The 25,090-nt window shown below is 39.0% G+C and carries 23 protein-coding genes; 6 read left to right on the top strand and 17 right to left on the bottom strand.

What is annotated here, in order from left to right; genetic code table 11:
- Positions 1-160 precede the first annotated feature (160 nt).
- A complete protein-coding gene (locus ACTJIV_RS05260) occupies positions 161-1,339 on the top strand; it encodes a T9SS type A sorting domain-containing protein (RefSeq protein ID WP_440626082.1) in 1,179 nt (392 codons plus the stop codon).
- A gap of 141 nt (positions 1,340-1,480) precedes the next feature.
- Here ACTJIV_RS05260 and ACTJIV_RS05255 read toward each other — a convergent pair whose 3' ends face one another.
- The 4 genes from ACTJIV_RS05255 to ACTJIV_RS05240 form a co-directional block, all read right to left on the bottom strand.
- Positions 1,481-2,329 (bottom strand): GIY-YIG nuclease family protein, encoded by an 849-nt coding sequence (locus tag ACTJIV_RS05255; RefSeq protein WP_440626080.1) that lies wholly within the window; start codon positions 2,327-2,329, stop codon positions 1,481-1,483.
- 395 nt (positions 2,330-2,724) lie between these two features.
- Positions 2,725-3,447, bottom strand: coding sequence for a siderophore-interacting protein (locus ACTJIV_RS05250; protein WP_440626078.1), 723 nt, complete (start codon positions 3,445-3,447; stop codon positions 2,725-2,727).
- An 82-nt stretch (positions 3,448-3,529) separates the two neighbouring features.
- The gene (locus ACTJIV_RS05245; RefSeq protein ID WP_440626076.1) at positions 3,530-4,402 is read right to left on the bottom strand and encodes a helix-turn-helix domain-containing protein; all 873 of its coding nucleotides are present in this window, start codon (positions 4,400-4,402) and stop codon (positions 3,530-3,532) included.
- A gap of 53 nt (positions 4,403-4,455) precedes the next feature.
- Positions 4,456-5,091 (bottom strand): LysE family translocator, encoded by a 636-nt coding sequence (locus tag ACTJIV_RS05240; protein WP_440626074.1) that lies wholly within the window; start codon positions 5,089-5,091, stop codon positions 4,456-4,458.
- Positions 5,092-5,336: 245 nt separating this feature from the next.
- Here ACTJIV_RS05240 and ACTJIV_RS05235 point away from each other — a divergent pair, with 245 nt between their 5' ends.
- The 5 genes from ACTJIV_RS05235 to ACTJIV_RS05215 all read left to right on the top strand — a co-directional run bounded on the left by ACTJIV_RS05235 (position 5,337) and on the right by ACTJIV_RS05215 (position 11,149).
- A complete protein-coding gene (locus ACTJIV_RS05235; RefSeq protein ID WP_440626072.1) occupies positions 5,337-5,495 on the top strand; it encodes a hypothetical protein in 159 nt (52 codons plus the stop codon).
- Positions 5,496-5,676: 181 nt separating this feature from the next.
- Positions 5,677-8,016: a TonB-dependent receptor gene (locus ACTJIV_RS05230; protein ID WP_336378275.1), complete on the top strand. Its 2,340-nt coding sequence runs from the start codon at positions 5,677-5,679 to the stop codon at positions 8,014-8,016.
- A 3-nt stretch (positions 8,017-8,019) separates the two neighbouring features.
- A complete protein-coding gene (locus ACTJIV_RS05225) occupies positions 8,020-8,835 on the top strand; it encodes a DUF4249 domain-containing protein (protein ID WP_440626069.1) in 816 nt (271 codons plus the stop codon).
- A gap of 296 nt (positions 8,836-9,131) precedes the next feature.
- Positions 9,132-9,791, top strand: a complete 660-nt coding sequence (locus ACTJIV_RS05220) for a hypothetical protein (protein ID WP_111954463.1) — start codon at positions 9,132-9,134, stop codon at positions 9,789-9,791.
- A 341-nt stretch (positions 9,792-10,132) separates the two neighbouring features.
- The gene (locus tag ACTJIV_RS05215) at positions 10,133-11,149 is read left to right on the top strand and encodes a hypothetical protein (RefSeq protein WP_440626067.1); all 1,017 of its coding nucleotides are present in this window, start codon (positions 10,133-10,135) and stop codon (positions 11,147-11,149) included.
- Between the two features lie 116 nt (positions 11,150-11,265).
- Here the strand turns inward: ACTJIV_RS05215 and tssD are convergent, their stop codons facing one another.
- From tssD to ACTJIV_RS05150, 13 genes are all read right to left on the bottom strand, one after another.
- Positions 11,266-11,673, bottom strand: coding sequence for a type VI secretion system tube protein TssD (tssD, locus tag ACTJIV_RS05210; RefSeq protein WP_111954459.1), 408 nt, complete (start codon positions 11,671-11,673; stop codon positions 11,266-11,268).
- Between the two features lie 198 nt (positions 11,674-11,871).
- On the bottom strand, positions 11,872-13,437 hold the full coding sequence (locus tag ACTJIV_RS05205) for an ABC transporter permease/substrate-binding protein (protein WP_440626065.1): 1,566 nt from the start codon (positions 13,435-13,437) through the stop codon (positions 11,872-11,874).
- Positions 13,434-14,345: an ABC transporter ATP-binding protein gene (locus ACTJIV_RS05200; RefSeq protein WP_440626063.1), complete on the bottom strand. Its 912-nt coding sequence runs from the start codon at positions 14,343-14,345 to the stop codon at positions 13,434-13,436. Before ACTJIV_RS05200 ends, ACTJIV_RS05205 begins: the two co-directional genes overlap by 4 nt.
- Positions 14,346-14,354: 9 nt before the next feature.
- Entirely contained in the window at positions 14,355-15,527 is a 1,173-nt protein-coding gene (gene egtB, locus ACTJIV_RS05195; RefSeq protein WP_440626061.1) for an ergothioneine biosynthesis protein EgtB, read from the bottom strand.
- Positions 15,528-15,781: 254 nt separating this feature from the next.
- Positions 15,782-16,765 carry an L-histidine N(alpha)-methyltransferase gene (gene egtD, locus ACTJIV_RS05190; protein ID WP_440626059.1) on the bottom strand — a complete coding sequence of 328 codons (984 nt, stop codon included), beginning with the start codon at positions 16,763-16,765 and terminating at the stop codon, positions 15,782-15,784.
- Between the two features lie 139 nt (positions 16,766-16,904).
- On the bottom strand, positions 16,905-17,366 hold the full coding sequence (locus ACTJIV_RS05185) for a GNAT family N-acetyltransferase (protein WP_440626680.1): 462 nt from the start codon (positions 17,364-17,366) through the stop codon (positions 16,905-16,907).
- Positions 17,367-17,668: 302 nt separating this feature from the next.
- Positions 17,669-18,811 carry a 1-acyl-sn-glycerol-3-phosphate acyltransferase gene (locus ACTJIV_RS05180; RefSeq protein WP_440626057.1) on the bottom strand — a complete coding sequence of 381 codons (1,143 nt, stop codon included), beginning with the start codon at positions 18,809-18,811 and terminating at the stop codon, positions 17,669-17,671.
- Positions 18,812-19,204: 393 nt separating this feature from the next.
- Positions 19,205-19,750 (bottom strand): hypothetical protein, encoded by a 546-nt coding sequence (locus ACTJIV_RS05175; protein ID WP_440626055.1) that lies wholly within the window; start codon positions 19,748-19,750, stop codon positions 19,205-19,207.
- Between the two features lie 184 nt (positions 19,751-19,934).
- The gene (locus ACTJIV_RS05170) at positions 19,935-20,960 is read right to left on the bottom strand and encodes a terpene synthase family protein (protein WP_111954443.1); all 1,026 of its coding nucleotides are present in this window, start codon (positions 20,958-20,960) and stop codon (positions 19,935-19,937) included.
- A 20-nt stretch (positions 20,961-20,980) separates the two neighbouring features.
- Positions 20,981-21,982 carry a terpene synthase family protein gene (locus ACTJIV_RS05165; protein WP_440626053.1) on the bottom strand — a complete coding sequence of 334 codons (1,002 nt, stop codon included), beginning with the start codon at positions 21,980-21,982 and terminating at the stop codon, positions 20,981-20,983.
- A gap of 21 nt (positions 21,983-22,003) precedes the next feature.
- Entirely contained in the window at positions 22,004-23,020 is a 1,017-nt protein-coding gene (locus tag ACTJIV_RS05160; RefSeq protein ID WP_440626051.1) for a terpene synthase family protein, read from the bottom strand.
- 28 nt (positions 23,021-23,048) lie between these two features.
- A complete protein-coding gene (locus ACTJIV_RS05155; protein ID WP_111954435.1) occupies positions 23,049-24,047 on the bottom strand; it encodes a terpene synthase family protein in 999 nt (332 codons plus the stop codon).
- 684 nt (positions 24,048-24,731) lie between these two features.
- Positions 24,732-25,070, bottom strand: coding sequence for a hypothetical protein (locus ACTJIV_RS05150; protein WP_440626049.1), 339 nt, complete (start codon positions 25,068-25,070; stop codon positions 24,732-24,734).
- Positions 25,071-25,090: the final 20 nt, after the last annotated feature.

Genomic DNA, 25,090 nt, shown 5'->3' with positions numbered 1-25,090 from the left:
TGAAATGTATAGAAATTAATTATAATGCACATATTTCCCTTTATTACTGAATTTAAAGCAATAAACAATCCTTGTACATCACATTAAAGTGAGAAAAAATCCATTACAATAATAATATTTCATACTTTAGTGATAACTAAAACCATCAAAATTCAAATTTATGAAAACACCATTATTATCCATGAAAAGTGGCCTGGCAGCAGCTATGCTTTTTTTAGCAGGAATTGCTAATGCCCAGCAATGGCAAATTACTGGAAACGCTGGGATCACATCGGCAAATTATGCAGGCACAGTAGATCCGAGACCTTTTTTCCTGAGAACCAACGGAGCATCTGCCAATCCGGGGCAAGCTATCCTTAATGAAGCAGGTTCGTTTATCGTAGACGCCGTGAATAACTCCAATACCGCCAAAGTAAAAGGAAGTATCGTGACGGGAAGCTCCAATATTCTTGGAGGACTGGCCAGTAGTTCTATAGTAAGCGGATGGGGAAATGATCTCGCCAACGGCGGAGGGGCCAACATCGTGAGCGGACAGGACAATGTGGTCCTGAATAATTCAAGCAAGTCTGTGGCATTGGGCTGGAAAAATACTATCAGAAACCATAACCAGTTCGCATTAGGGGTAGGCATCGATCTTAAGGATGTATATTCCGGAGGATTCGGAATTGACCTGGCTGCTACCGGAAACCGTTCTTTCGTGATTGGGTCTGGAACCGGAGGAGTGAAACTGACGAATAATATTCCGCTGTCCATTATGTTTGGATTATCTCCTACATCAACCATGCTGATCAAAGATCAAAGTGTGGGGATTCTTACACTCGCCCCGACTGCTAATTTCCACACGGTGGGAACGGTAAGACATGAAAATCTGCCCACAGGAAGCGGCCGCGCCCTGGTTGTAGATGCGAGTGGTAATGTAATGGTTTCGAATACGCCGCTCAACAAAACAGCTTCGGCTTCAGATGAAACCATCCAGCAGCTGGAAGACCGCATTAAAAACCTTGAAAATACAGTAGAGGAACTGAAACAGCTTCTATTGAATAAAGGAGTTTCATCAACTGATCTTTCTTCTTCAGATGTTGCTCAACTCGCTCAAAATGTTCCCAATCCCACCAAAAACGGAACGAGCATCAGCTATTATCTTCCGAAAAGTACAAAAACAGCTTCTATTGAAGTATACAACATCACTGGCCAACTGGTGAAATCCCTCCCACTCCGTGAGAAAGGCAACGGAACAATCACCCTATCAGGTTCAGATCTGCAATCCGGAACATATGTATATACCATGATGACAGACGGAAAAGTGACGGGTTCTAAAAAAATGATTATCCGGGATTAAATTCTTGATATATTATTTTCAAAAAAACGGCTGAAGAGGATTCTTCAGCTGTTTTTGTGTAATTTAAATCTTAATTTAACCTGAGTTCGGGATAAAGCTTTTTTTTATTGATCGAAAAATTGCATCCCAGTTTAATTCAATTTAAATCTCTAAATATTTTAGTTGAATTCCCTCTTCTGTTTTCCATTCTATAGGGCCACTTGCAGATCTGGCTAAAGTAGCAGCCGCAGCTCTAGAAGATGAAGTGAAAATATAATCCTTTGTAAGCTTATAAAAGCCTCCTTCTGTCTGTAATATTCCTTCCTCTACCATCTCCCGCCTTTCTGCTGATATACTGTTCGTTAATGACAGCTGCTCATCCAACATAAAAAGAGAATCTTTATACACTACAAAGCCTTCAGTTGAGGGACTTCCTTTACTCGATGCCCCAGCTCCATTCTTACAAAATAATATCTGTTGTTTAGTCTCGTTTTGTATAACTGTTTCTTCTAATGATTCAAATATTCTGTGTCCTAATGATGCTGTCAATACTTTAATATTTGATAAAAACTCTTCCAATTCAGCCTGTTCTGCCTCAGATAACTCCGGCCGAGTTGGAAGATTTTGATCTATCACATGCCGTCCAGCATTTCTCGCAATTTCGTATAATCTATTTTCTAAATACTTCACACTGGCTTTATTCAGATATTTATCCTTACTTCCAAAAAATAATACTTCATTCCAGAAATCTTTATTAGCAATATGTTGAACCAGACGATCTGCAATTATTTCTGCTTCTCCAATATAAGCCGCATCTTCATTATTTTCATCCTTACCAATTAAAATATACACACCTGGCTTTCTAAATTCTGCTCTGGAACTGTAATCTTTAATTTTGATACGTGGAACTTTTATACCAATTCCTGTCCAGTTACTAAGTTCTGCAGTAGTAAGGCTATTCGCAGTTCCGTCTATTAAAAATAATCGTATGGTTTTTCCGAAGGTGTTCATAAATTTTAATGATAGTTTTTTTAGCTAATATTGGATGTTTGCCTAAACAATTACAACAATAATTTAATTATAAGAATATTTATATGAAATTGCTTCCTCTAACTTAAGCCCATTTCCTATAAGCTTTCCATACACCCATCTATTAAAAAGTTCTAATGCAGTTCTTTCATTGCTCTTGCTAATTTATTCAGCAAGAAAGATAGCAGAAAATGTTATTTCCTCTACTAGGATTGTTCTTTTATTGGTAAATATTGATAGCCTAATCTCAGTGTAATTGATATTTTGACTTTCGAATTTCCTTAAATAGCATCGTTAACATCTTTATGGCATTTGCTTTATCAAAGATAAGGTTAAAGATTTTCAGTGACAAATAAGTGTTATAAATATTCACTTCATTACAACCCCCTCTTCCCCACCATCCAATACGCCTGCGACCTGATACACTTCCCATCCACCCCTTTCGCCTTAAGAAATTTGCGAACCACCGACATGGTATTTCCGTTTCCTGTAAGATAGAAAACCGCTTCATTATTGTAAACGGCTTGTTTTTCTTCCTTTAAAAAGTCGTTTAAAGCTTCCATCATGTTCTGGATATCGTTTTTGGGAGCGTGATAGCCGTACAGTCCCAGTTTTTTCAACACCGAGGAATCTTCCAGCTCATGAAGACATACAAATGCACCGCCAATCTCTTCCGCTGCTTCTTTGATGGACAGAGAACTTCCCAGCGAAGTTGCATCCCCTATGGAAAAATGGATTTCTGCATTGGGTTCAAAAAAACGTTTCCCTCTTGGCATCAGTATTTTTGTAGTTTCGCCTGGTGAAAGACGGCTTGCAAAACGGCTTCCTACAGCATCCGTATCATGAAGATGGAAAATCACATCAAAAGTTCCTGCATTCTTATTAAAACTGAAGGGTGAATAATTACGGTAATCCCTTTCGTTGACTCTTATTCCTATAGCGTAAGCCGGTTCAAAAGGGACATCTTCCAGATCAGAAGTAAAACGGATAAGGCGGAGATCTTTTGAAACAGCTTCTGTATGGATAACGGTGCATTCTTTAAATTTTGAGGACATGACATTTTCTAATGTATCATTCATCCATTTTGGTAGGCTTGGCATAAATAATTTTTAATGCAAAGGAAGCTTCAAAATGAATGCAGACCGATAGCCGTATCAGGGTATTAGTTGGACAATTCGTGGGTTACTTCCTGTTCCGGTATTTGTCCCGGAATTCTGTCGGCGGGCAGCCTTCAACCTTAGAAAATAAGCGGGAAAAATAGGCATTATCGCTGTAGCCCAGCTCATACGCAATTTCTTTTACACTAAGTTGAGTGAAGGATAAAAGTCTTTTGGCTTCTATCAAAACTTCCTGATGGATCCAGTGCTGGGCAGATTTACCTGTTACCTCACGAATAACCTCAGTCAGATAGCCGGGTGAAATATTCAAAAGCCCGGCATAGGCTGATGGACTTTTCAGGGTTTTAAATTCTTTTCTTACCAGAATCCTGAACTTTCTGGTCAATTGAACGGCACGGCTTTCACTGGATGCTCCTGCATGATTTCCGCCTAAAAAGATAAGGACATACAAGCCTGTAAAAGCATTAATTAATGACTGAACAACAAGAAATCCTTCTTTAGTAGCCAGCATTTCTTCCGTACAGGACATCTGAAGCATCCCGGCACAGACATTGAGCTTTTCAACCCAGCTACCATCAGCAGGTACCGGCTGTACATCTACTAAAGTTTCTTCAAAAACCGATCTTGCAGTATCGGGTAACAGGTCTGCTTTCACGGCAATAAACCATCCGGTGACCTTTTCCATTAAAATTCCCTGATGAACCTGACCGGGCAGCAAAAAGAAAACAGCAGCATCCCGGGCTTCTATGATCTTGAAATCAACCATCATCTTAGCCCTTCCACTTTCCAGAAATGTAAAAATATAATGGCTGTCCCGGTGAATTCCTTTATCAAAAAGATTATCTATGGTGCTCATCGTCCGCTTTTCAATCCTTTCGATCAGGATACCATGCCGGGTAATACTGTTTAAATCATAAGTGGGAATGGTCTGTTTCATGCTTTGGAATCATTTATTGATACAACATTTACAGCAATAAGCTACATACCCGCTTATTTAGCCTTCGACAAAGCCATTTTTACAGCTAAATAAGTAAGTACGCCCGCCATAAACCATTTCTGAATCTTTACCCAAAATGGATTACCCGCAAAAAATGCGGCCACCCTTGCAGCTGTGAGTACGATGATAAAATTAACGCTGAAGCTTACAAAAACCTGGACAATTCCCAGTTCAAAGCTTTGCAATAAAACAGAACCATATTCAGGTTTTATGAACTGCGGGAAAAAGGACAGGTAAAATACAGCGACTTTCGGGTTCAGTGCGCTGGTGAGGAAGCCAACGCTAAAAAGCTTTTTGGTCCCATCATGCGGGCTGTTTTTATCTACTTCAAATATATTTTTACTCTTAGGTTTTATTGCCTGGTACGCTAAATACAGAAGATAAACGGTTCCAAGTGTTTTCAGAACGGTATAAGCAACCGGAACTGCCAGTAATACCGCTGTAAGCCCGAAAGATACCATGACAATATGAAACATAAAACCACATACTACTCCTGCCAGAGAAATCAGTCCGGATTTTTTTCCTTGTGTAATTGATTTTGAAATGAGGTAGATCATATTAGGCCCGGGACTTATCACTAAAACAAGGGCAGCCAGAACAAAGAATAAAAGTTCGTGAAGTGGAATCATTTTTTATGCAGTTATTTATTAAACAGTCTGTGCGGAAAATAAGGTACCCGGATTCGGAGAATACTCATTGAACAAATATATTTAATTTCATTCACAGTCTGTATAAAGTGATACTCATTTTTATCTGCAGTGATCATTTAACATTAAGATGACAATAAAATATAAGTCTGGTTGTGGTATTTTGTTATTTTTGTATTCCCGGAACAGGGATTTTCTACCTTTTCAGGATAACCATACCAAAAACTATGAACCGAAATCAATTGCTGCCTGTTAACTATACAGGAAAAAAGACCATAAAGAGATCAATTCAGTCTCAAAATACCTTCCCGCCTCTTCAGGCTATTCAGGAACCCATCTGCCATAAAAGATTGAGAAACTCTTATTCCGGTTTTGGTATCTGGTAGAATATTTTTTTTCAATTTCTGTAATATCGCTTGAATTTTTACGTTTGACAGTAAACCATGAACCATTACCTAACACTAAAAGTTTCACCCGTCTAATTCCTTTTTCTGCAATTAGCTTTAACATCACCCAACCTAAACATACTATTTGACAGGATTTCTACTACATTAAAATTTAAACTCAATGCAAAAATTGTTTTTTAAAACTGCCGTCACCGCCGCTGTAGTCTGTTTCAGCTCCATGGCGCTGGCGCAACAGAAATACTCAGTAAGCGGTACTGTGAAGGATCATAAGAACGGAGAGCTGCTGATAGGGGTTACTGTAAAAGTAAGTGAAGATCCGTCTGTTTCTGTGGTCGCCAACGAATATGGCTTTTATTCCCTGTCACTTCCCGAAGGAAGTTATACGCTGATCGTTTCCTATCCGGGTTACCGTGATTTTGAGCTGCCGGTAAAGGTGGAACAGAATACCAAGCTGGATCTGCCACTCGATCAGGAAGAAAAAGGAGATGAAAAAGTGGGGAAAATTGATGAAGTCGTTATTTCAGGGATTAAAAAGGATAAAAACCTTACTTCGGCCCAGATGGGAACTGAAACTTTAAGCATCAAAAATATAGAAAAACTGCCGGTTTTGTTCGGGGAAAAGGATGTGATGAAAACGATACAGCTTTTACCGGGAATCAAAAGCAATGGTGAGGGAAGCAGCGGATTCAGTGTAAGAGGCGGTGCTACGGATCAGAACCTGATCTTACTGGATGAAGCACCTGTTTATAATGCTTCGCACTTATTAGGTTTCTTCAGCACCTTCAACAGTGATGCACTGAAAGATGCCAGCATTATTAAAGGAAACAGTCCTGCCCAGTACGGAGGCCGTCTTTCTTCTGTGATGGATGTTAAAATGAAAGACGGAAATAATAAGGATTATAATGTGAATGGAGGAATTGGACTGATCAGCAGCAGATTGAGTGTGGAAGGTCCTATTCAGAAGGAAAAATCTTCATTCATTGTTTCCGGAAGAAGAACCTATGCCGATCTGTTTCTTAAGACAAGCGATGATTATAAGGACAGTAAGCTTTATTTCTACGATTTGAATTTGAAAGCCAATTATCAGATTAATGAGAACAACCGTCTTTATTTATCCGGATATTTCGGAAGAGATGTCCTGGGACTGGGTGATACCTTCTCAACAGACTGGGGAAATACAACGGCAACACTCCGATGGAACAGCATTATCAGCAGTAAGCTGTTTTCCAATACTTCATTAATTTACAGCAATTACAATTATAAAATCAGCCTGAAAAGCAATGATAATACGTTTGGCCTGGATTCCCAGATCGAGGACTGGAACCTTAAGCAGGATTTCACGTGGTTTGCCGGAAATAAGCATTCGGTGCGTTTCGGGCTTCAGTCTATTCACCATACGATCACGCCAAGCAGCGCTTCCGGCACGAGTGTGAGCAGCTTTCCGAGAAACCCGAGAAAATCATGGGAAAATGCGGTGTATATCAATGATGATTTTAAAGCCTCAGATAAATTAACCGTAAATTATGGTTTAAGGCTTTCTACCTTCAGCATTTTGGGTGGTGACACGTATAATACCTATGATAATGGAGTGATTACGGACAGCAGATTCCTGGAAAAGGGTAAATTCGGGAAAACATACTTTAATCTTGAACCGAGAATTACCGCCAATTATCGCATCAATGAGGTAAGCAGCATCAAGGCCGGATATTCCCGCAACACACAGAATCTGCACCTTCTGAGCAACAGCAGCAGCGGAAATCCTACAGACCAGTGGATCGGGAGCAGCTACAGCGTAAAGCCGGAAATAGCCGATCAGATCAGTGCCGGATACAGCAGAAATTTCAATCATAACAATTATGAACTGAACGCTGAGATTTATTACAAATCCATGCAAAACCAGATCGACTTTAAAAATGGTGCGCAGATTACCTTTGATACGGCAGCAGATGTAGAAAGTGAATTGCTGTATGGTAAAGGAAGAGCCTACGGACTGGAACTGATCGCCAAGAAGAAAAGCGGAAGATTGACAGGATGGATTTCTTACACATTGTCTAAAACAGAAAGAAAAATAAACGGAATCAATGATAATGAGTGGTATAATGCCAGAATGGACAAAACCCACGATCTATCTATTGTCGCCACTTATGAACTGAATAAGAAATGGTCTTTATCCGGATTATTCCTTTACAGCACAGGAAATGCCGTTACCTTCCCTACTGCCAAATATGAGCTGAACGGACAGACTATTTTTCAGTACAGCAGCAGGAATGCAGACCGTATGCCTGCCTACCACAGAATGGATCTGAGCGCTACCTATGAACCGGAATCTACCAAGCGTTTCAAAGGATCATGGTCATTCGGTATTTATAATCTCTATGGCAGGGAAAATGCCTATACCATTACGTTTGAAGACAATCCGAACAATCCTGGAACAACGCGCGCTATGCAGACTTCCCTTTTCCGTTGGGTACCCAATATCACTTATAATTTCAAATTTTAGATCATGAAGAATATCATTTTTATCATATTATCGCTGTTTTTACTAACTTCCTGTGAAAAAGAGATCGATCTTGATCTGGATGACAAGAGTGGAAACATCGTCATAGAAGGCAATATAACAAACCAACCGGGACCCTATATTGTAAGAATCACAAAATCTGTAGCTTTTACACAAAACAATCAATATCCTGCGGTTACTGATGCACAGGTTGTTGTAAGTGATAATACAGGTCAGACAGAAACTTTACAGTATGTAGGGGACGGCAAATATATAACCACAGCTTTTACCGGAGTGACCGGGAGAACCTATACCCTGAAAATACAGGCTGAAGGAAAGCAGTATACGGCTCAAAGTACCATGCCTGAAGTTGTCAGCTTTGATGGCCTGACGCAGGATTCGTTTACCTTCGGAAGCGAAACCACCTATACCCTTTTACCTGTTTTCACCGACCCCGCGGTATTAGGGAACCGTTATCTTTTCAATTTTACCATCAATAACATGACGAAAAAGACATTTGAGGTATTTTCAGATAATGTAAATAACGGAATGGTCAACCAAAGACCTTTGTTTCTCCCGAATGAGGATAATGATGATGACCCTACGGATCATAAGGTAGTGCCCGGGGATACTGTTTATGTAGAAATGCAGTCCATTGATCATAATATATTCACCTATTATTCTGCTCTTCTTCAGATTTCAGGGGATGGCGGGCCCGGCGGAGGCGTTACCCCTTCCAATCCTCCAAGTAATATTAACAATGGGGCTTTGGGTTATTTCTCAGCACATACGGTACAGAAAAAAAGTATTGTCATTCAATAAATTATAATCATCAAGCTATATAAAAAGGCTATTCCTAATAATTTGGAGTAGCCTTTTTTATCACTCTTCTAAAATTATTCTTCTACAGTTTATCTGAATTGTTTTATCAGAATTCATGTTTACAGGATTGGTTAAAAAAATAACTCACAAACAACTAATAAACAACACATTACCCTCAATAAGTATTTCTACTGACGATAATATTTGGTTATTTACACGCTAAAATCCGGTTCTTTTTCTTCGTTCCTTTGAGTTGTTCAATAAGTAATTACAAACACCAACCAAAAAACAAAACAATGGAAACAATTCAAATTACACAGACCGAAGTGGGTTTCAAAGATCCGTTCGAACGCGTTATTTCAACCTCAAAAGCAGGAGGAGAATCCAAAGAGTCTTATTCTATCGAGGTAGCAGGGGAAGGACAGCTTACAGGGCTTTCCTATAGTGTACCGCCATTCACTCAGGGAAGAATCACAGCTTCTCTTCAGGTATCTGCCATGTCCAGCCAGGATGTGAAAAATCTGAATGACCTGGCCATGAGCATGCTGAGTGCCAGCTATAAAGAAGAAGTTAAAGAGTACGAAAAAACATCGGCAAGTGCCAATTTATCCGTCTGGACTTGGTTTTTCGGTGGCGGTGGCGCTTCTGCTTCTTATGAAAAAACAAAAGAATCTATGAAATCCAAAGGGCTTACAGAGGCTCAGATCACCACATTAATGGATGCTTTTCTTGAAAAGGCAAAGCAGATGTCTACTGTAAATATTGACTTTTATGTGAATAATTCGGCCAATGACTTTGCTGTTTCGGGGGACCTGTATCTGTATACGGTTTCAGGAACCATCAAAACTGAAAAAGGAACGGCACAGTACCGTATGCTGGCTGATCAGGCTTCTGCAGGCGGACCTCCTCCTTCTGGCGGCGGTGCTCCTTCTTCGGGAACCATTAAACTGAACTAACATTAAGTTTTAAGTTTATTGAGATGATTCAAGTTCGGAACGGTAATGCCCGTTCCGAATTTTGATACAGCAGTTATTACCTATTCTATTTAGCCTGAGTTCCGGATAAGACATTTCTGTTTTTAATAAGGTAAGGAAGCCTGAAGCCGGAAGAGAGAAATTATTAAGGTCATAAAAAATAATTATACATCAGTTTTTATTAATTTTCTTAAGACTAATTAATTCAATTTTAAGAAACTATCAGTCCATAATAACTTCAAACCTCCCACTTCCAGCTTCCAGCACATTAATCTTTTCTTAACCCGAACTCCTATTTATCAATCCAATAAAACCACCAAATCATGAAACTAAGTAAAGAAGAACTGGCCCTGCACGATGAAATGGCCAAAAGACTCCCTGAACTCGTTGAAGAGTATTTTAAAAGACCCGAGATCACTTCTTTAGGGGTCTCTTTGAAAACAGTGAACGATCAACTGATTCCAAGTCTCAGCTATACGTTTGGAGTAAAAAAGAAACTGCCTTTAGCCAAAGTCAGCAATCCAATTCCAGCTGCCCTTTTTGGTCATCCTACAGACGTTGTGGAGTTTGAAATTCAGCCTAATAATTTAGCAGCTCCGGATTCAGTTTTGGCAGCAAGAAATGAAAAAACAGATCCGCTTATCGGCGGGGTAAGCATTTCGGCTAACGGGGAACTGATGCAGAACGGAAGGGAAGTCGCCGGAAACGGGACGTTGGGCGTCATGGTAAATAAAACAGGGGACGATAATCCTTATTTAATAACGTGTGCCCATGTACTGGCAGGAACGACCACAGAACTGGATTCGGATGTGTGCCAGCAGTCTAAATGGGAAACAACCCTGAATTACTGTCACAATTGTGCGTCCCTGAAGAGTTATTACCATGAAAATGTTACATTTAAACGTAATTCAGCAACGATCAGTGCATGGCTGGACTGTGCTATTGCAAGAAAGGGATGGTTCAGATACGCCACAATAGGAAAAGTATACGGTGTGGGAAATATCATTGGGGGATTTTCTGATATCAACCCTGAACTTATTGGTGAGGAAGTGATGAAAAGCGGCATTGCAACAGAAGTCACCACCGGGGAAGTAACAAGTATTACCACTTCGCTGAAAGCCAGAAACTTTAACGGTACAGAAGTGACAGCCAATAATATGATTATGGTAAAGGGTAACTCAGGATCTTTTTCTGCTTCAGGAGATTCCGGGTCTGCCGTTTTTACAACTAATGGCTCCCTGATGATCGGTGTGCTTACAGGCGCTGGGCTTACCAGCGGCTTAACTTCCGTTTCTGCGGCTGATGCTATTTTAAGCCAGTGGTCGGATTTGAGTTTTTAAATTCAAAAAAAGATCAGTCCACAAACTTTATTTACAAACAAAAAAGACAGAATGGTATCCTAATTTTATAGGTAACCATTCTGTCTGATTTTTTTTAAGTTTAAGAAACTATATTCCTAAGAAGTAGGCCATTCTGCTTTGTAAGAAGAATTACCTAAGTCAATCTGCTCTGCACTTACGATGAAGCTGATGTACATACTGTTTTCATCTACTGCATTGAAATCTACTTCGTGCTGAATTACATATCCGTTCTCCCATTTCAGAGTAGTCAGTGTTCCTTCTTCATGAGATTTGTTGAACGTTACTTCTCCGGTTGTAGGCTTGTATTTTCCGTTCAGAAGACTTTCCAGAATATCTGATTTTTCTGTAGCTTCCACTGTGATTTTGATAAGCGCATTAGAAGGATCTGATGCCACTCTACCTGATACGTCCGTAGAACGTGATACACTGTAGTGAAGTTTTAGCAGTTTCTGCCCTTCTCCACCATTGAATTTTAAGATTCCTCTTGAATTTCTTTCTGCCATGATTTGTAAATTAATGGTTAATATTTTGTGATCTGATGTTATTCTAATTCACCAAATATAGAAGTAGTTGCGGTATAAAAAGGGCTTTTTATGATTTATCTGAGAAAGTGTAGTAGTAGTACGACTAACAAGTGTTAGGGTTTTTTATTAATTATAAATCAAATATTTACAGTTTTAAAGGAAAGATCAGATTTTATTTTATCTGTCTTTGAAATATTTTTTAAGATCTGATATATTCTTTATCTGAAGATCCTGAGACTGTTTTCTGCGCATCATCAATGCATAGGAATTATTGAATCCAAGAGGTTTAAGCCACTGAATACCGTACTGCTTTTTAAACTCCGAATTGACATAGGTGTATGTTTTATCAGGACTCTGGGTTACATTTTTAAGCGTTTGCTCCGAAGGCTTTAAAAGAACCAGAAGTCCGGTTCCCGTATATTCAGGATAAAAATCAATTCCATCATTCATTAAGGCATCAAAACAGATCTTGGTGCCACCCAGTCCTGTTTTCGTTTCCACCTTATAGTCTGTATAGCCTTCAATAAGCATTTTATACATTTCTGTGAGAATATACTGCTCACCAAAAATCTTCGACCCTATCCGTATCGTTCCGGAATTTCCTTTCCTTGAATTTTTATACAAATTATTTTTAACTAAAAAATCCTTTGCTATTTTTTCCGGTGTCTGGTTAAGATAATCAGATTTATAATTCAGATCGGTCATTATGGAGTCATTGAATTTACCGGCCAGCAGACCAAGGGTTTCTTCCAGCTCAGGAAATTTCTTCAATGTTTTTGTTTTAAGAATGGGTGCTGCAAAATAAGGCGGAAATATTTTTTTGTCATCATTCAGAACATACAGGTCAAAAGCTTTGATCCTTCCATCGGTAGAATATCCGCTGATAAGATCCAGTTCCTTTTCATAGGCTGCTTTATACATAATGGCATCGTTTACCACAACAGGATTTACATTCAGTCCGTACACCGAACGCAAACCTAGGTCACCATCCTGTCTTCCCATAAATTCAGGGGTAAAACCTGCCTTAATTTTATTCTTTGACCCGGAAGTAAACAGATAAGCTGCACCAACAATAATAAAAACAGCCGGAATTATATATTTCAGTTTCTGAAATAAACGATAGCCGGATTTCTGAACAATGGCAATGGTTTGGTCGAGCAAAACCGCCAACAAAGCTGCAGGAATAGCACCTGCCAGGATCATATTGGTATTATTCAGAGAGATACCTCCGAAAATAAACTCGCCCAAGCCACCTGCTGCCACAAAGGATGCCAATGTAGCCACTCCGACATTGATCACCGCTGCCGTTCGGATTCCGGCAATGATAACAGGCATGGCCAGAGGAAGTTTCACTTTAAAAAGGAGCTGCCTTCTGTTCATTCCCATTGCTTTTGCCGCTTCTACAACGGTGGGGCTTACTTCTGTAATCCCTGTATAGGTGTTTCGGATGATGGGTAAAAGAGCATAAATTAACAGGGCAACGATAGCAGGCCTGGCCCCGATTCCAAAAACAGGAATCATAAAACCCAGCAGGGCAATACTCGGAATAGTCTGCAAAATACCGGCAAAACCAAGCACAGGGCTGGAGAATTTTCTTTTCCTCGCAATCAGTATTCCTAAAGGTACACCGACAACAGTTGCCAAAAGTAATGACAGAAAGGTAAGCCCCAGATGCTGTACAACCTGGGTCAGTAATTTTTCCTGCTGTTCTATGATAAACTGCCAAAGACTTTGCTGCGTCATACGATCTGTAATTTTCTATACTCATTGAATGCCCTGATCAGGCTTTCATAATATTCAGTGTTTCTGTGATCCGAGCTTAATTTCTGTAAAGCATTCCAGACACTGGTATTTTCAGTAAAACCAAATTCACTGTACAGGCTTTCTGAATTAGCAAGATCTTTCAAAACCGCAATTTTGTATTCAAGCAAAAGCCTGTTTTCGGTAAAAAATTCATTGACAAAATCGTTTTGAGGACGATAAAGCATCTCTTCAGGGGTTCCTGTCTGGATAATTTTCCCTTTATCCATAAGGCATATGCGGTGTCCCAGTTCAAAAGCTTCCTGAACATCATGGGTAACCAGTATAATGGTTTTATTTTTAAGCTCTTCCAGCGATTTAAATTCTGAATGAATGTCAGCCTTGGTGATATTGTCCAGCGCTCCGAAAGGCTCGTCCATCAGCAGAACGGGTGTATTGGCGATCAGAGCTCTTGCAATGCCCACTCTCTGCTGCTGTCCCCCACTCAGTTCGCCGGGAAACCGTGAAAGTATATCTTCTGAAAGATGAAGCTTATTCAACAATTCATGGGTCCGGTTTTCTGTTTTCTTCCTGTCCCATCTCAGTAATTCGGGGACTACAGCAATATTCTGTTGAATGGTGTAATGAGGAAACAGACCGGAATGCTGCATCACAAAACCGATTCCCATCCGCAGTTCTTCCGGTTTCTGATCACAGATATTTTTACCGTTGATGGAAATATTTCCTGAATCCGCTTCTACAAGACGATTGATCATTTTAAGGGTCGTCGTTTTGCCACAACCGCTCGTTCCCAGAAGGACTAATATTTCCTGATCATGGGCCTGAAAAGAAATATCGTCTACTGCAGGTTTTCCGTTAAAATTCTTTGAAACTGATTCAACTGTAATCATTGGCAAAAATTATTGAGCAAGTCTGATTCCTGTAAACTGCCATTTCAGATTGGTCTGAAAGAAATTACGATAGGTATTCCTGCTGTGTCCGGCAGGTGTAGCCTCAGAAGCACCACGCAAAACCATTTGATTGACCATGAATTTGCCGTTATACTCTCCTACTGCTCCCGCTTCTTTCTTAAAACCGGGATATGGTAAATAGGCAGAATTGGTCCATTCCCAACGGTTTCCCCAATTGAAATTACCGGATGCTGCTTCCCACTCTGCTTCGGTAGGCAGGCGCATTTCTTTCCAGGATGCAAAAGCAGAGGCTTCATAAAAATTAATGTGGCAGACAGCATCATTAAGGTCAACTTCCTGTAAGCCGTTTAGGGTATAGTTCATCCATTTTCCATCAATAAAATGCCAGTACAGCGGAGATTCTGCTTTGCTCTGCTTTACCCAATCCCATCCTTCAGCATGCCAGTGCCTGAAATCGGTATACCCTCCAGCTTCCATAAACTGCAGATATTCTCTGTTGGTCACCAGCTGATCTGCAATTTCAAAATCATTAAGATATACTTTATGCCTTCCCAATTCATTATCAAAGCAGAAATCTTCTCCTTTGAACCCGATTTCATAAATTCCTTCGGAAAACTTTAGCATTTCAGTAGGTCTATAGCTTTCTTTTTTTGAGATCAATTCTTTTCTATAGGCTGGAAAAAGCGGATTGTGTCCTAAGATGTATTTAATATCGGTAATTAATAATTCCTGGTGCTGCTGTTCGTGATTAAGACCCAATTCTAAGAGCGGTTCAACAGTTTCAGTCATAAACCTGCTCTGAAGAAATATTTTCATATGCTCATCCACATACTGCCTGTATTTATAAATATCCGAAACGGAAGGACGGCTGAGATTTCCACGGTCGGTACGGATCACTCTTGCCCCAATAGTTTCGTAATAGCTGTTAAAGACAAAATTATACTGGGCATCGAAAACTTTATAATCAGGAAAATTGGGAATGAGAATGAAAGTCTCAAAAAACCAGGTGGTATGGCCAAGATGCCATTTCGGCGGGCTTACATCTATGATGGGCTGCACTACATAATCCTCAATTTCCAAAGGAGCACAGATTTCTTCGGAATGTTTTCGGATATCGGTATACTTTTTTACTAAATCCGTTGTCGCTATATTCAGTGTCATGCTCTTTAGTTTTTAGTAGGTTATAATTTAAGTTCAAATAAATATACTTCTTATTTTTCTTTGAAAGAACGTTTGTCTCTATGAGATCTGATTAATCTGTGGAGTATTATGCTTTTTATTTAACGCAAAGTTTTATTAGTTCAAACATATTATTTAGATAAGCAAAAAAGTCAACAAAGTTGTTGACGAAGCTGTACGGTTGTTGATTTGCTTCTTGAGAATTCATGGTATTAATTCTGTCCCCTTATTTCTCTTTATTTTGCCTGCCAGACGACATCTACAAACCATTTTTTTGAGTCTTTGATCTCTCCTATCCGTTTAAAACCCGATTTTTCTCTTAATTCCTCAATTTTTTCTTCAGAAAATTTTTGTGAAATTTCCATGTCAATAAGTTCATTTTCTTCAAATAAAATGCTGTCGTTTCCTATTTTTACGGTCTGTTTTTGCAGGCTTACAAGATAGCTTTTACAGGCTCCGCTTATGGGATCATAGGTTTGATAATGCTGGAATTGTTTCAAGTCAAAATTGGCATCAAGTTCCCGGTTGATACGGGTCAGCAAATTAAGGTTAAATGCTGCCGTAATACCTTTCCGGTCGTTGTAAGCATTTAAAATAGTGTGAGGATTTTTCTTGAGATCGAAGCCAACCAATACCCTGTCGCCGGAAGTCAGATTCCGGTTTAAACTGTGACAAAAATTTTCAGCTTCCCCGGGATTCATATTGCCTATATTGCTTCCTAAAAACAGGATAACTTTTCTTCTGCCGGAAAGTGACGCTGCTTTCTGAAGCATTTCAAAATATTCTCCTTCCAAAGCCTGTACTTCCAAATCCGGTAATTCCCGGCTCAATTTTTCTTTTAATATGGAAAGGATGTTGCCTGAGATATCAATAGGCATATAGGTGAACTGAGTTCCCTGTTCCACCAGATGCTTCAATAAAAATGTGGACTTCATGGCATCTCCAGCTCCCAGTTCGATCAAATCGAATGGCTCATTTTCAGGGATAACAAGACGGGCCAGATCAGTTGTTTTATTTTTGAAGATGTCGAGCTCACACTGGGTGAGGTAATATTCAGGCATAGCCATGATTTCCTGGAAAAGCCGGTCTCCTTCTTTATCGTAAAAGTATTTTGAAGATAATCTTTTGGGACTGTTTTTCAAGCCTTCCAGAACATCCGGACGAAAACTGTCAACATGATGATTTTCAACCTTTGGGCATGGGTTTATTTGTAAATTCATATGTTTTAATTTGTGTGGTTGTTAGTTCACTACAACTATCTTGCCGCCTCAACGTTGAATTTACAAAAAAATATTTTCTATCGTTTCATTAACATAAATATCTGCTTAATTGATGTAACTGATCGTCCGCTCTGAGCATTTATTTTCCTAGTTCATACTCGATTTCACCATCATTTAAATCTGCTGTTTTTACAAAATTAAGACGTTCCAGCAGTTTAATTGCAGGGCCGTTATGCTGATCTGTTGCTGCCCATATACGCTTCAGCCCTAATGTATGCAGTCCGAAATCAATGGCCAGCATCATTCCGGCAGTCATATATCCTTTGCCGTAATATTGTGGCAATAAAACACATCCCAGCTCACCTTCTCCTTTATCCAATCCCCGGTAATACCCACAGGTCCCAACAATTTTATGAGTTTCATTGTCCACGATGCCCCAGTGAATAGAATTTCCATCCAGATAATCCTGATTGATCTTTGCCTGCATTTCTGCTGCCTGTTGAACAGTTTCCGCCCGGATAGCATCATAAAATGAGATTTCGATAAGATCATCAAGGTCTGCATCCTTAATCTGTCGTAATGATACCCTATCACCTGTTATGTGCGGAAAATACTCATATTGAAATAGTTTAATGCTTTTTAGTTTTTAATCAGCCGTTAAGATATGAATAGCCCAAGCGTTACTCATGCTTTTTTAGGAAAATTTTAAATTTAAAAATAGTTAAGGATACTAGACAAAATAGTGCATTATCTTTCTGTCTTTGTTCTTTTGTCTTGAAACAAAATGAACCAAAAATTCAAGGCTGGAAACTTTCACTAAAAATTAAAACTTGATCCTAAAATTTTAATTTTCTTAACGCTACAGCTTCCTAGACCGATATTCGAATAACTCTTCAGCAATACTTACATTAATGAGTTGTTCTCATACTTCTTTTTATTGATCAGAGGATTCGCATACATGGTAAGAAAAAACTCTTTGGAAATAGCATCAGAAGGGTCTATACGCATTTCAAGTCTGCGCACAAACAGTTGTTTTTCCTGTTCTGTATATTGATCAGCATAAGTATCGGTATTGTGAAGCAGGTCGTAAGCTATAAATTTGGTTGGCCAAAGCCTATAGTTCTGAATGATTGAATCATCAATGATCTGTGCAATTGCCTGCAGCTGCTTATTTTTATTTTCAGAATTGGCCGCAATATCATCCAGCTCAGTATTAAGAACGTTGCCTGCATGCAGGTGAATCCGTTTTTTCTGACCTAAAACTCCACTGAGCATGGTCATAAAATCCTCATCTTTACCTTTAACGTACTCCTCATCTCTGTGCCTGGCCAAAAGCTGCGGCATTTTTAAGGAATCTGTAGGATCATATTCGTAGGAAATAGATACGGGAACGATTTTCAGGGTTTTAAAATAATCTGCCAATGGCATATCTTCTGCAGCCATAGCAAGCATTTTTAAAACGCCCTGCTGGGTAACATCGTTTCCGTCTTTTGTACGGCCTTCGCGCTGGGCAATCCAGACGGAACGGTTTTCTTTATGTAAAAGTTCTTTAATATATTCCGACATGATCTGGGAACTCTTCAGCTGCTCACGAAGCGGCAGTCCTCTCTGAACGAGAAAATTACGGTTCAGTTTGGCCAGGTCATGTAAAAAAGTTTTCTGAACAAGATTATCGCCTATCGCTGAAGCCGTCATGATAAGGCCTTTCTCCAAAAGAACCAGGTTGATGAGTGAAGTATCTAAAACAATATCTCTATGGTTCGAAATGAAAAGATACGGCGTCTGCTTATCCAGCTTATCGAATCCTGAAGTGGTAAGACCCTCGGAACTTTTCGCAAGGATCTGACGAATGGTATAGGCAATAAAATTGTGCTGAAAATCACTTACAGAGTGAATGTTTTTAAACTGCTCTCTCCATATTTTCTTATCCGTATCAGGAAAAGTAAAACTCATCAGCGCGTTCATCATAGGATCACGGGCAATTCCAAGTAATGCTTCATTCACTTCACTGTCATCAAAAAACCGGATCTCATCGAACTTTGACATGTAATACTGTTAAAATTAAACTTTTTGCAAAAGAACAAAAATTTATTGAGGGTACGCCACAATGTTTGTTAAAGTATTATGATTTACGTTTAAGTTTAGACGGACAATCTGTTTTTATAAATAGATAAAACATTAAACCAATTATCAATCCATTTTATAAGTTCTTTTGTCTTGAAACAAAAGAACCAAAAATTCAATGCTGGAATCTTCCGCTAAAAATTAAAATTTGCTCCTAAAATCCCCAAAACTCGTGCGGATTCAAGATTACTTTTTCAGTTCTATATTCGGGCCGCACTCAGACAGTGGGAATTTTTTAACGGATCAATTTTTAATTTTTTTAACGCTACAGCTTCCTAAGCCGATAAACAGGTTACCACAATAAAAAGAGAGCCATTATTTTACTTTTTCCAATAGGTACAATTTAGCGCCTGAAAATGCCAGTTTAGGCATCAGGTTTCCTTCCAGCACCATGGTTTTGTTGTTGACATCAATTACTGAAATATAATTATTGGAATTGTATTCTATATAGTTTTCTTTTTCTTTGGTTAAAGGATTTTTTCCGAATTCCATAGAATATTTTACCCAATCTTCTTCTCCCGAACTGCAATGTACCGGTTTGAATTTGGATTTTTTAGCCTTGAAAATAATCTGGTCAAAACCTTCCGTACAATCTGACGTAAATGAACTTTCCGGATTCTGATCTTTTGAAAAGTCTTCAAACGAGCCTTTATAAACCCCTACAATTTTCCAGGTTCCATCCACACGGTCTTCATCTATTTTTCCTTTGGCTTTGCTTACCACCCAGCTGATGCCATTCACCGTTCCTTTTACAGCTTTGTAGCCTATGGTCGCAGCTCCTGTCACTACTTTTGCAGCGGTTCTTACAACGCAGGAGTTCAGCACAAATGCGGCTGAGGCCAGGAATATTATTTTTTTCATATCATCAAGTTATTAAGAATACGAAGATAAGATTTTAAAAATATTATGTTTATTCCTGTAGTGTGGATTTTCAGCTTTAGTGATCTACTGCTTGAAAAAAAGTATATTTTTCGAAAAATAAAAAAACAGCAAAAAATTTCATCTTTGCTGTTTTTTTATTACTTCAACAGTATTCTATTTGCAGCTATTTCTGTACAAAAATACTGTGTGGGATAAGAATGTCATCTCCTTCTCTTCCATATTGTGGCACAATAAATCCTTTCGGTTCATACCGGTTGGTTCCGGAGTTATAATACCAGTTGGCACATCCGCTTATCTGTAGCTTAATATGGTAAATATGATCGTATGCCTGTTGTTGAAAAGCTCCAAAATCCGGGAGTGACTTGTGCAGATCATCCAATTCCTGACCATAGGCATCGTGCAGTCTCATCGCTTCAGTACAGGCCTCCTGATAGGTAAGGTTATACTGATGGCTTAAAATGAAAATAATATTCAGACTTTCACTTTCTATTTCAAGTTCTTTTTTCAGAGAAGCAAAATCATTCTGGATCACAATAATCAGGGAGAGCAGCTCTCTGCAACGCTGTACAATAGGGTGATTATAGATAAAAACCGGCAATGGAGAATTCGTTGCAGGATCTATCAGATCACCATACGGCCACATCCCGATTGAATATTTTCTAAAGCTGAGATAATGCGGAAGTAACGGATAGATTCTTTTCTCGGCCTGTTTGAAAGGGATTTCCTCGATCATTCCGTAGATGATGAATTCATAAAAATTGATAGCCACCCTGTCTATCCAGAAACGAGGCATAAATGTTTCCCACTCTTTTCGTGCTTTTGCCATTTGCCGGAGAATACCAATTTCATCCGGAAGAGGATCATCTCCCATCATGACTTCATATACCCTTTCTGCCATCGCTTTCAGTTCTTTTGCGGGAGTCATTCCGAAATAGTCATCAAATAGTGTGATGTAGATCATTAACCTAGCACAAGGGCGCATCCGTTCTATGCTGTCACAGGTAGGATTCATATAGGTAGCTACGCGGGACAGGAACTGGGGTTTGCATCTTTTTATTCCTTCTTCAGAAATAAAAGTATAATCATGGTCATACCATATTTTTTCTTCGTCATCAAAGGCATTGGCAATTGGGCTGGTAACGGTGGGCCATGGGTAGCGGCATTTAGGAACAACTAAATCTTCTCTCATAGGTTTATTTTTTATCAATTTTAAATAGTTTTCACATCATTACTAATTTCCGGCCAGGCAAAACCTACTCCTCCATGCTGGTATCTTTCAGTTTCCAGATAAAAAGAATTCACTCCCTGAAGTCCAACTCCTGCATAATAAACGAACTTGTCTACGTGCTCCTGATATTCACCAAACTCGCGGTATTCAGCATGTAAGGCAAGTACTTTTGCCAATTCTTCATTATGGATGCGGAATGCCTGTGCGCAGGCATCCTCCAATGAAAGATTATATTCCTGCTGTAATACAAAAACCAGGTTAAAAACCTCTGTACCCTTCGCCATTTCTTTTGGCAGAGAATGAATATCATTTTGCCATGCAACAACCAGGGTCATATGAGATATCATTTTTTGAACGACAACATGCTCAAAAATATGTTCAGGAAGTACAAGACCTGATTCAATCTCACCTAAGATCAGATAGGGACGCATAAGAACAGAATATTCACGAATGGTTTTGAAAAGCGTAAGTGACGGTGGACGCTCTGCTATTTTATAAGGGTACTCCAGTTCAATCCCATATCTGAATGACTGATAAAAGTAATAAATAAAACGCTCCACCCATAGGTCGGGCATCAACGCGCGGAATTCGTCCCTTATTAACGTCATATGTTGGTAGAGAGCATTTTCGTCCTCCTTTGGTTGGGCACCCTTGAGAATGTCTACACAACGAATCCGTAACTGTTGGATTTCCTCCAGAGACGAATGCTCTACCTGATCATCAAGAGCCACGTACTGAAGCATAAACCTGTTGCAGGGAATAGTCTGTTCATAGGTTAAGTCCGGCCACATGCGCGCAGTGCACATGTGCAGCCTCATTTTCTTGTATGTTGTGCGTTGTTTTTCGGTCAGGAAAGTGTAATCATTATCAATCCATCCGTCCATATCTTTACCCATCTGTTCTGCATTTGGATTGATAAGGTCAGGCCAAGGATAATGGCCACGTGGCAGATAATCTTTTGAATTATATTCTTCCGGTTTCATATTGTTTATTGTTGTTTGTCATTATAGAAAATTTTTATTTTCAGGGAGAATACTGTCTCTTTTTTCAATATCCCTGTAGCCATCCGGTTTATAACGTAATGTGTCCAAATGATACCAGGTATTTAAGCCTTGTATTCCAATTCCCATGTGTAGGGCATAGTTTTCAATATCTTTATTTATACTCCCAAAATCTGGAAGAGCTGATTGCAAGGCAACAAACTCTGTCACACACGCATCATGAAAACGTAGGGCTTCTTTACAGGCTTCGCCAAAAGTTAGTCCATACTCATCTTCCATTACCCTTATTAAATCACAGGGAACTTTGCTTGTACCCCTTACTGATTCTTTTTCTAAAGAATAAAAGTCATTCTGAAAACCTATAATTTTCCCCATAAGTGACCGTATCCTCTGTATTACAGGATGATCGACAACATGCTTCGGAAGTGTAAATCCTATTTCACATTCCACAAAATTCATAAAAGGGATCACTGCTACATCAAATTCCCGAATAATAGAATAAACAGCCAAATTGGGACGTGTGCCAGTTGCCGTATATGCTGTCATTTCTCTTATTCCAAAAAGAAGATATTCATACATGTCCTTGGCCATGCGCTCCATCCATTCATTGGGCATAAAAGCTCGGTATTCATCACGCATAATAGCGTATTGGTGAAAGAAAGCCATTTCATCAGGAAGTGGATCCGCTCCCAATAATATTGATCTTACCCGTTCTGCTGCATGCTGTATCTCTTCCCTTGTACTTAGCTCATAATAATCGTCACTCACAGTGACTGCTACCATCCACCTAACGGCAGGTTTCATACGTTCATAGCTTGTATTTTCATTGGGCAGCATCCTTATTGTTGTATAGGCTAAATTGGCAATTTTGTATAATCTTCGTTCGGACGCTGTTAAAAATGTGTAATCATTGTCGAGCCAACCCTCTGCATCTTCTTTCAGCCGTTCGACATGAGCAGGAATAGAAGTCTCAGGGAATGGGTAATACCCCAGCGACAATGGGTTTTGGTAACTGTTCATATTGGATTATTTAAGATGCTTATTAATATTATATTTGATTTAGCCTTTCTTTCAGTTCCTTTACATCCGGAAATTCCAGTGCATTGTAACGGCCAAGTTTTGTAGAAATATTTTTCCAACCGCTTAGGACCATGCTCATATAATGTACCCAATTGACAACTGCATCCTGCCAGATACCGAAGTCAGGCAAAGAAGACTGAAGGGTTACAAATTCTTTCAGGTCTTCATTGTGCAGGCGCAGATCTTCAAGGCAGGCATCTTCCAGTGAGATCTGGCGTTCGTGCTGGATCACTTTAACAATATTGTAATAAACACTGTCGGTTGCTTCATCTTTCACTACGGACTGTACTTCGTTGAAATAAGTCACCAGATGACAGGCCAGAGTCTGCAGGCGGCGGATGACCGGATGCTCATGGATCTCCGGTGGAAGAATGATTCCTGTTTCTACCTCTGTGAGCTGTAAAAAAGGATACAGGCAGATAGAATCTTCCCTTAAAGCAATGCATTCTTCTATGGTCGGAAACATTTTTTTCTCCTTGTATTGAAGTTCAGTTTCCAGTCCGGTAAAGTACCTGCTGATCATCTTTGTAAACCGCACGATTGATTCCTGAGGGATAAACTGCAACAGTTCCTGCCTTAATGAAGCCAGCATAGATCCTAATGGTATTGTTGCTTCTTCAGCGCTTAACTCACCATTGAGAACTGCAACGGACTGGATATGGATTTTTTTAATATCTCCAGATGTGCTTTCCTCGTACAGATCGTCATTATAAAGTGTCCACAACATCAGTCTGCAGATAGGTTTGAAACGTTCAAGCGATGCTGTGGGAAACCATTGGGCAGCAATGTGTGCAGTTTTAGTTTTTTTGTATTTTTTGCGGAGGTCAGGGTTCTGTTCATAAAGCCACAGATATTCGCCATCTATCCATTGGTTTTCGGTAATTTCCTGCAGCTGGTCTGCATGAGGGTTCTTTAATGTCGGGAAGGGATAATTAAATTGTTTGTTTAAGAGTTCAAGTGTGTTCATGGTTTTATTATTTTACTGTTTTTTCACATAAGGATACTATTTATAGGTATAAGTAGTTTAAAATTGATCATTGATAACGGGGCAAATAAATTAGTGTAAACATAAATCCCAACCTATCCACAAATAGTTGTACTTAAGACAAATTAAGAGGCTGATACCAAATAAACTAATTTATATTGAGCTTACCTGTTATATTTCTGTATGGGTTCGTGTAAGTATTAGAAGCAGGAAGAGATCAGTTCCCTAAATTTATTGCAAGAAAAATTTTCATAAATTTTAATTTGATGATTAATATTTTTACGGCATTAGTTTATAGCAATGAAAATAAAAAAAAATACAACACAATTCAATTTTATTTCACATAAGTTTGACATTACTAACCATATAATACTGATAAGCAATATTTAAGGGCCTTTGTGAACAACAAAAATATTTAAATGCAGCACGAAATACCAATATTATTGTTTTTTGGGGTCTTTTTTTCTCCCGTTTATGAGCACAGGACCATAAGAATAATGTAATCTGATAAAAAATATTGTGATAATCGGTTTCTATTTGCCATCATGCAGACAATATCCTGCAACGAAATACCCAATTAAAACATTACAAATCATCACCCTTACAATTAGAAAATAAACCCGACAGGCAAAGTAATTTTCAACTGAATCCGCATGAAAGAAGCTTCTAAAAAATATCTATTTCAATAGCAATGTCTATATCTTCTATTTCTATACGGTTGATGCTGTCCAGCTGAAATGTTCCTTTTGCTGAAAAAGATTTACTGTAAGTTATATCATCACCCTGATTATCTGATTGCAATGTTAGGTTACACGCAAAAAAGCCTTCATTAACTGAAAATGTTTTTGAAGGAGTGTCAACAAAAATATCCTCTTGACTGATTTCTACCTGCCAATTTTTGCAGACATAATTTTCCGGCTGTGTATTGCTTAATACATCACTCCAGATTCTGTAATCATTGCTAAATTTTTTTGCAATGTGATCTTTAATCTTGTTAATTTCCATGGTTATAGTTTTTTGATGTT

The sequence above is a fragment of the Chryseobacterium sp. 22532 genome (genome assembly GCF_052044665.1).
GTDB lineage: Bacteria > Bacteroidota > Bacteroidia > Flavobacteriales > Weeksellaceae > Chryseobacterium > Chryseobacterium lathyri.
The sequence above is the reverse complement of the archived record's forward strand: the minus strand, read 5'-3'. Positions and strand labels throughout refer to the sequence as shown.

Coding starts and splice junctions, on each gene's coding strand:
- ACTJIV_RS05260 (WP_440626082.1), top strand. CDS start 161: ATGAAAACACCATTATTATCCATGAAAAGTGGCCTGGCAGCAGCTATG.
- ACTJIV_RS05255 (WP_440626080.1), bottom strand. CDS start 2,329: ATGAACACCTTCGGAAAAACCATACGATTATTTTTAATAGACGGAACT.
- ACTJIV_RS05250 (WP_440626078.1), bottom strand. CDS start 3,447: ATGCCAAGCCTACCAAAATGGATGAATGATACATTAGAAAATGTCATG.
- ACTJIV_RS05245 (WP_440626076.1), bottom strand. CDS start 4,402: ATGAAACAGACCATTCCCACTTATGATTTAAACAGTATTACCCGGCAT.
- ACTJIV_RS05240 (WP_440626074.1), bottom strand. CDS start 5,091: ATGATTCCACTTCACGAACTTTTATTCTTTGTTCTGGCTGCCCTTGTT.
- ACTJIV_RS05235 (WP_440626072.1), top strand. CDS start 5,337: ATGAACCGAAATCAATTGCTGCCTGTTAACTATACAGGAAAAAAGACC.
- ACTJIV_RS05230 (WP_336378275.1), top strand. CDS start 5,677: ATGCAAAAATTGTTTTTTAAAACTGCCGTCACCGCCGCTGTAGTCTGT.
- ACTJIV_RS05225 (WP_440626069.1), top strand. CDS start 8,020: ATGAAGAATATCATTTTTATCATATTATCGCTGTTTTTACTAACTTCC.
- ACTJIV_RS05220 (WP_111954463.1), top strand. CDS start 9,132: ATGGAAACAATTCAAATTACACAGACCGAAGTGGGTTTCAAAGATCCG.
- ACTJIV_RS05215 (WP_440626067.1), top strand. CDS start 10,133: ATGAAACTAAGTAAAGAAGAACTGGCCCTGCACGATGAAATGGCCAAA.
- tssD (WP_111954459.1), bottom strand. CDS start 11,673: ATGGCAGAAAGAAATTCAAGAGGAATCTTAAAATTCAATGGTGGAGAA.
- ACTJIV_RS05205 (WP_440626065.1), bottom strand. CDS start 13,437: ATGACGCAGCAAAGTCTTTGGCAGTTTATCATAGAACAGCAGGAAAAA.
- ACTJIV_RS05200 (WP_440626063.1), bottom strand. CDS start 14,345: ATGATTACAGTTGAATCAGTTTCAAAGAATTTTAACGGAAAACCTGCA.
- egtB (WP_440626061.1), bottom strand. CDS start 15,527: ATGACACTGAATATAGCGACAACGGATTTAGTAAAAAAGTATACCGAT.
- egtD (WP_440626059.1), bottom strand. CDS start 16,765: ATGAATTTACAAATAAACCCATGCCCAAAGGTTGAAAATCATCATGTT.
- ACTJIV_RS05180 (WP_440626057.1), bottom strand. CDS start 18,811: ATGTCAAAGTTCGATGAGATCCGGTTTTTTGATGACAGTGAAGTGAAT.
- ACTJIV_RS05175 (WP_440626055.1), bottom strand. CDS start 19,750: ATGAAAAAAATAATATTCCTGGCCTCAGCCGCATTTGTGCTGAACTCC.
- ACTJIV_RS05170 (WP_111954443.1), bottom strand. CDS start 20,960: ATGAGAGAAGATTTAGTTGTTCCTAAATGCCGCTACCCATGGCCCACC.
- ACTJIV_RS05165 (WP_440626053.1), bottom strand. CDS start 21,982: ATGAAACCGGAAGAATATAATTCAAAAGATTATCTGCCACGTGGCCAT.
- ACTJIV_RS05160 (WP_440626051.1), bottom strand. CDS start 23,020: ATGAACAGTTACCAAAACCCATTGTCGCTGGGGTATTACCCATTCCCT.
- ACTJIV_RS05155 (WP_111954435.1), bottom strand. CDS start 24,047: ATGAACACACTTGAACTCTTAAACAAACAATTTAATTATCCCTTCCCG.
- ACTJIV_RS05150 (WP_440626049.1), bottom strand. CDS start 25,070: ATGGAAATTAACAAGATTAAAGATCACATTGCAAAAAAATTTAGCAAT.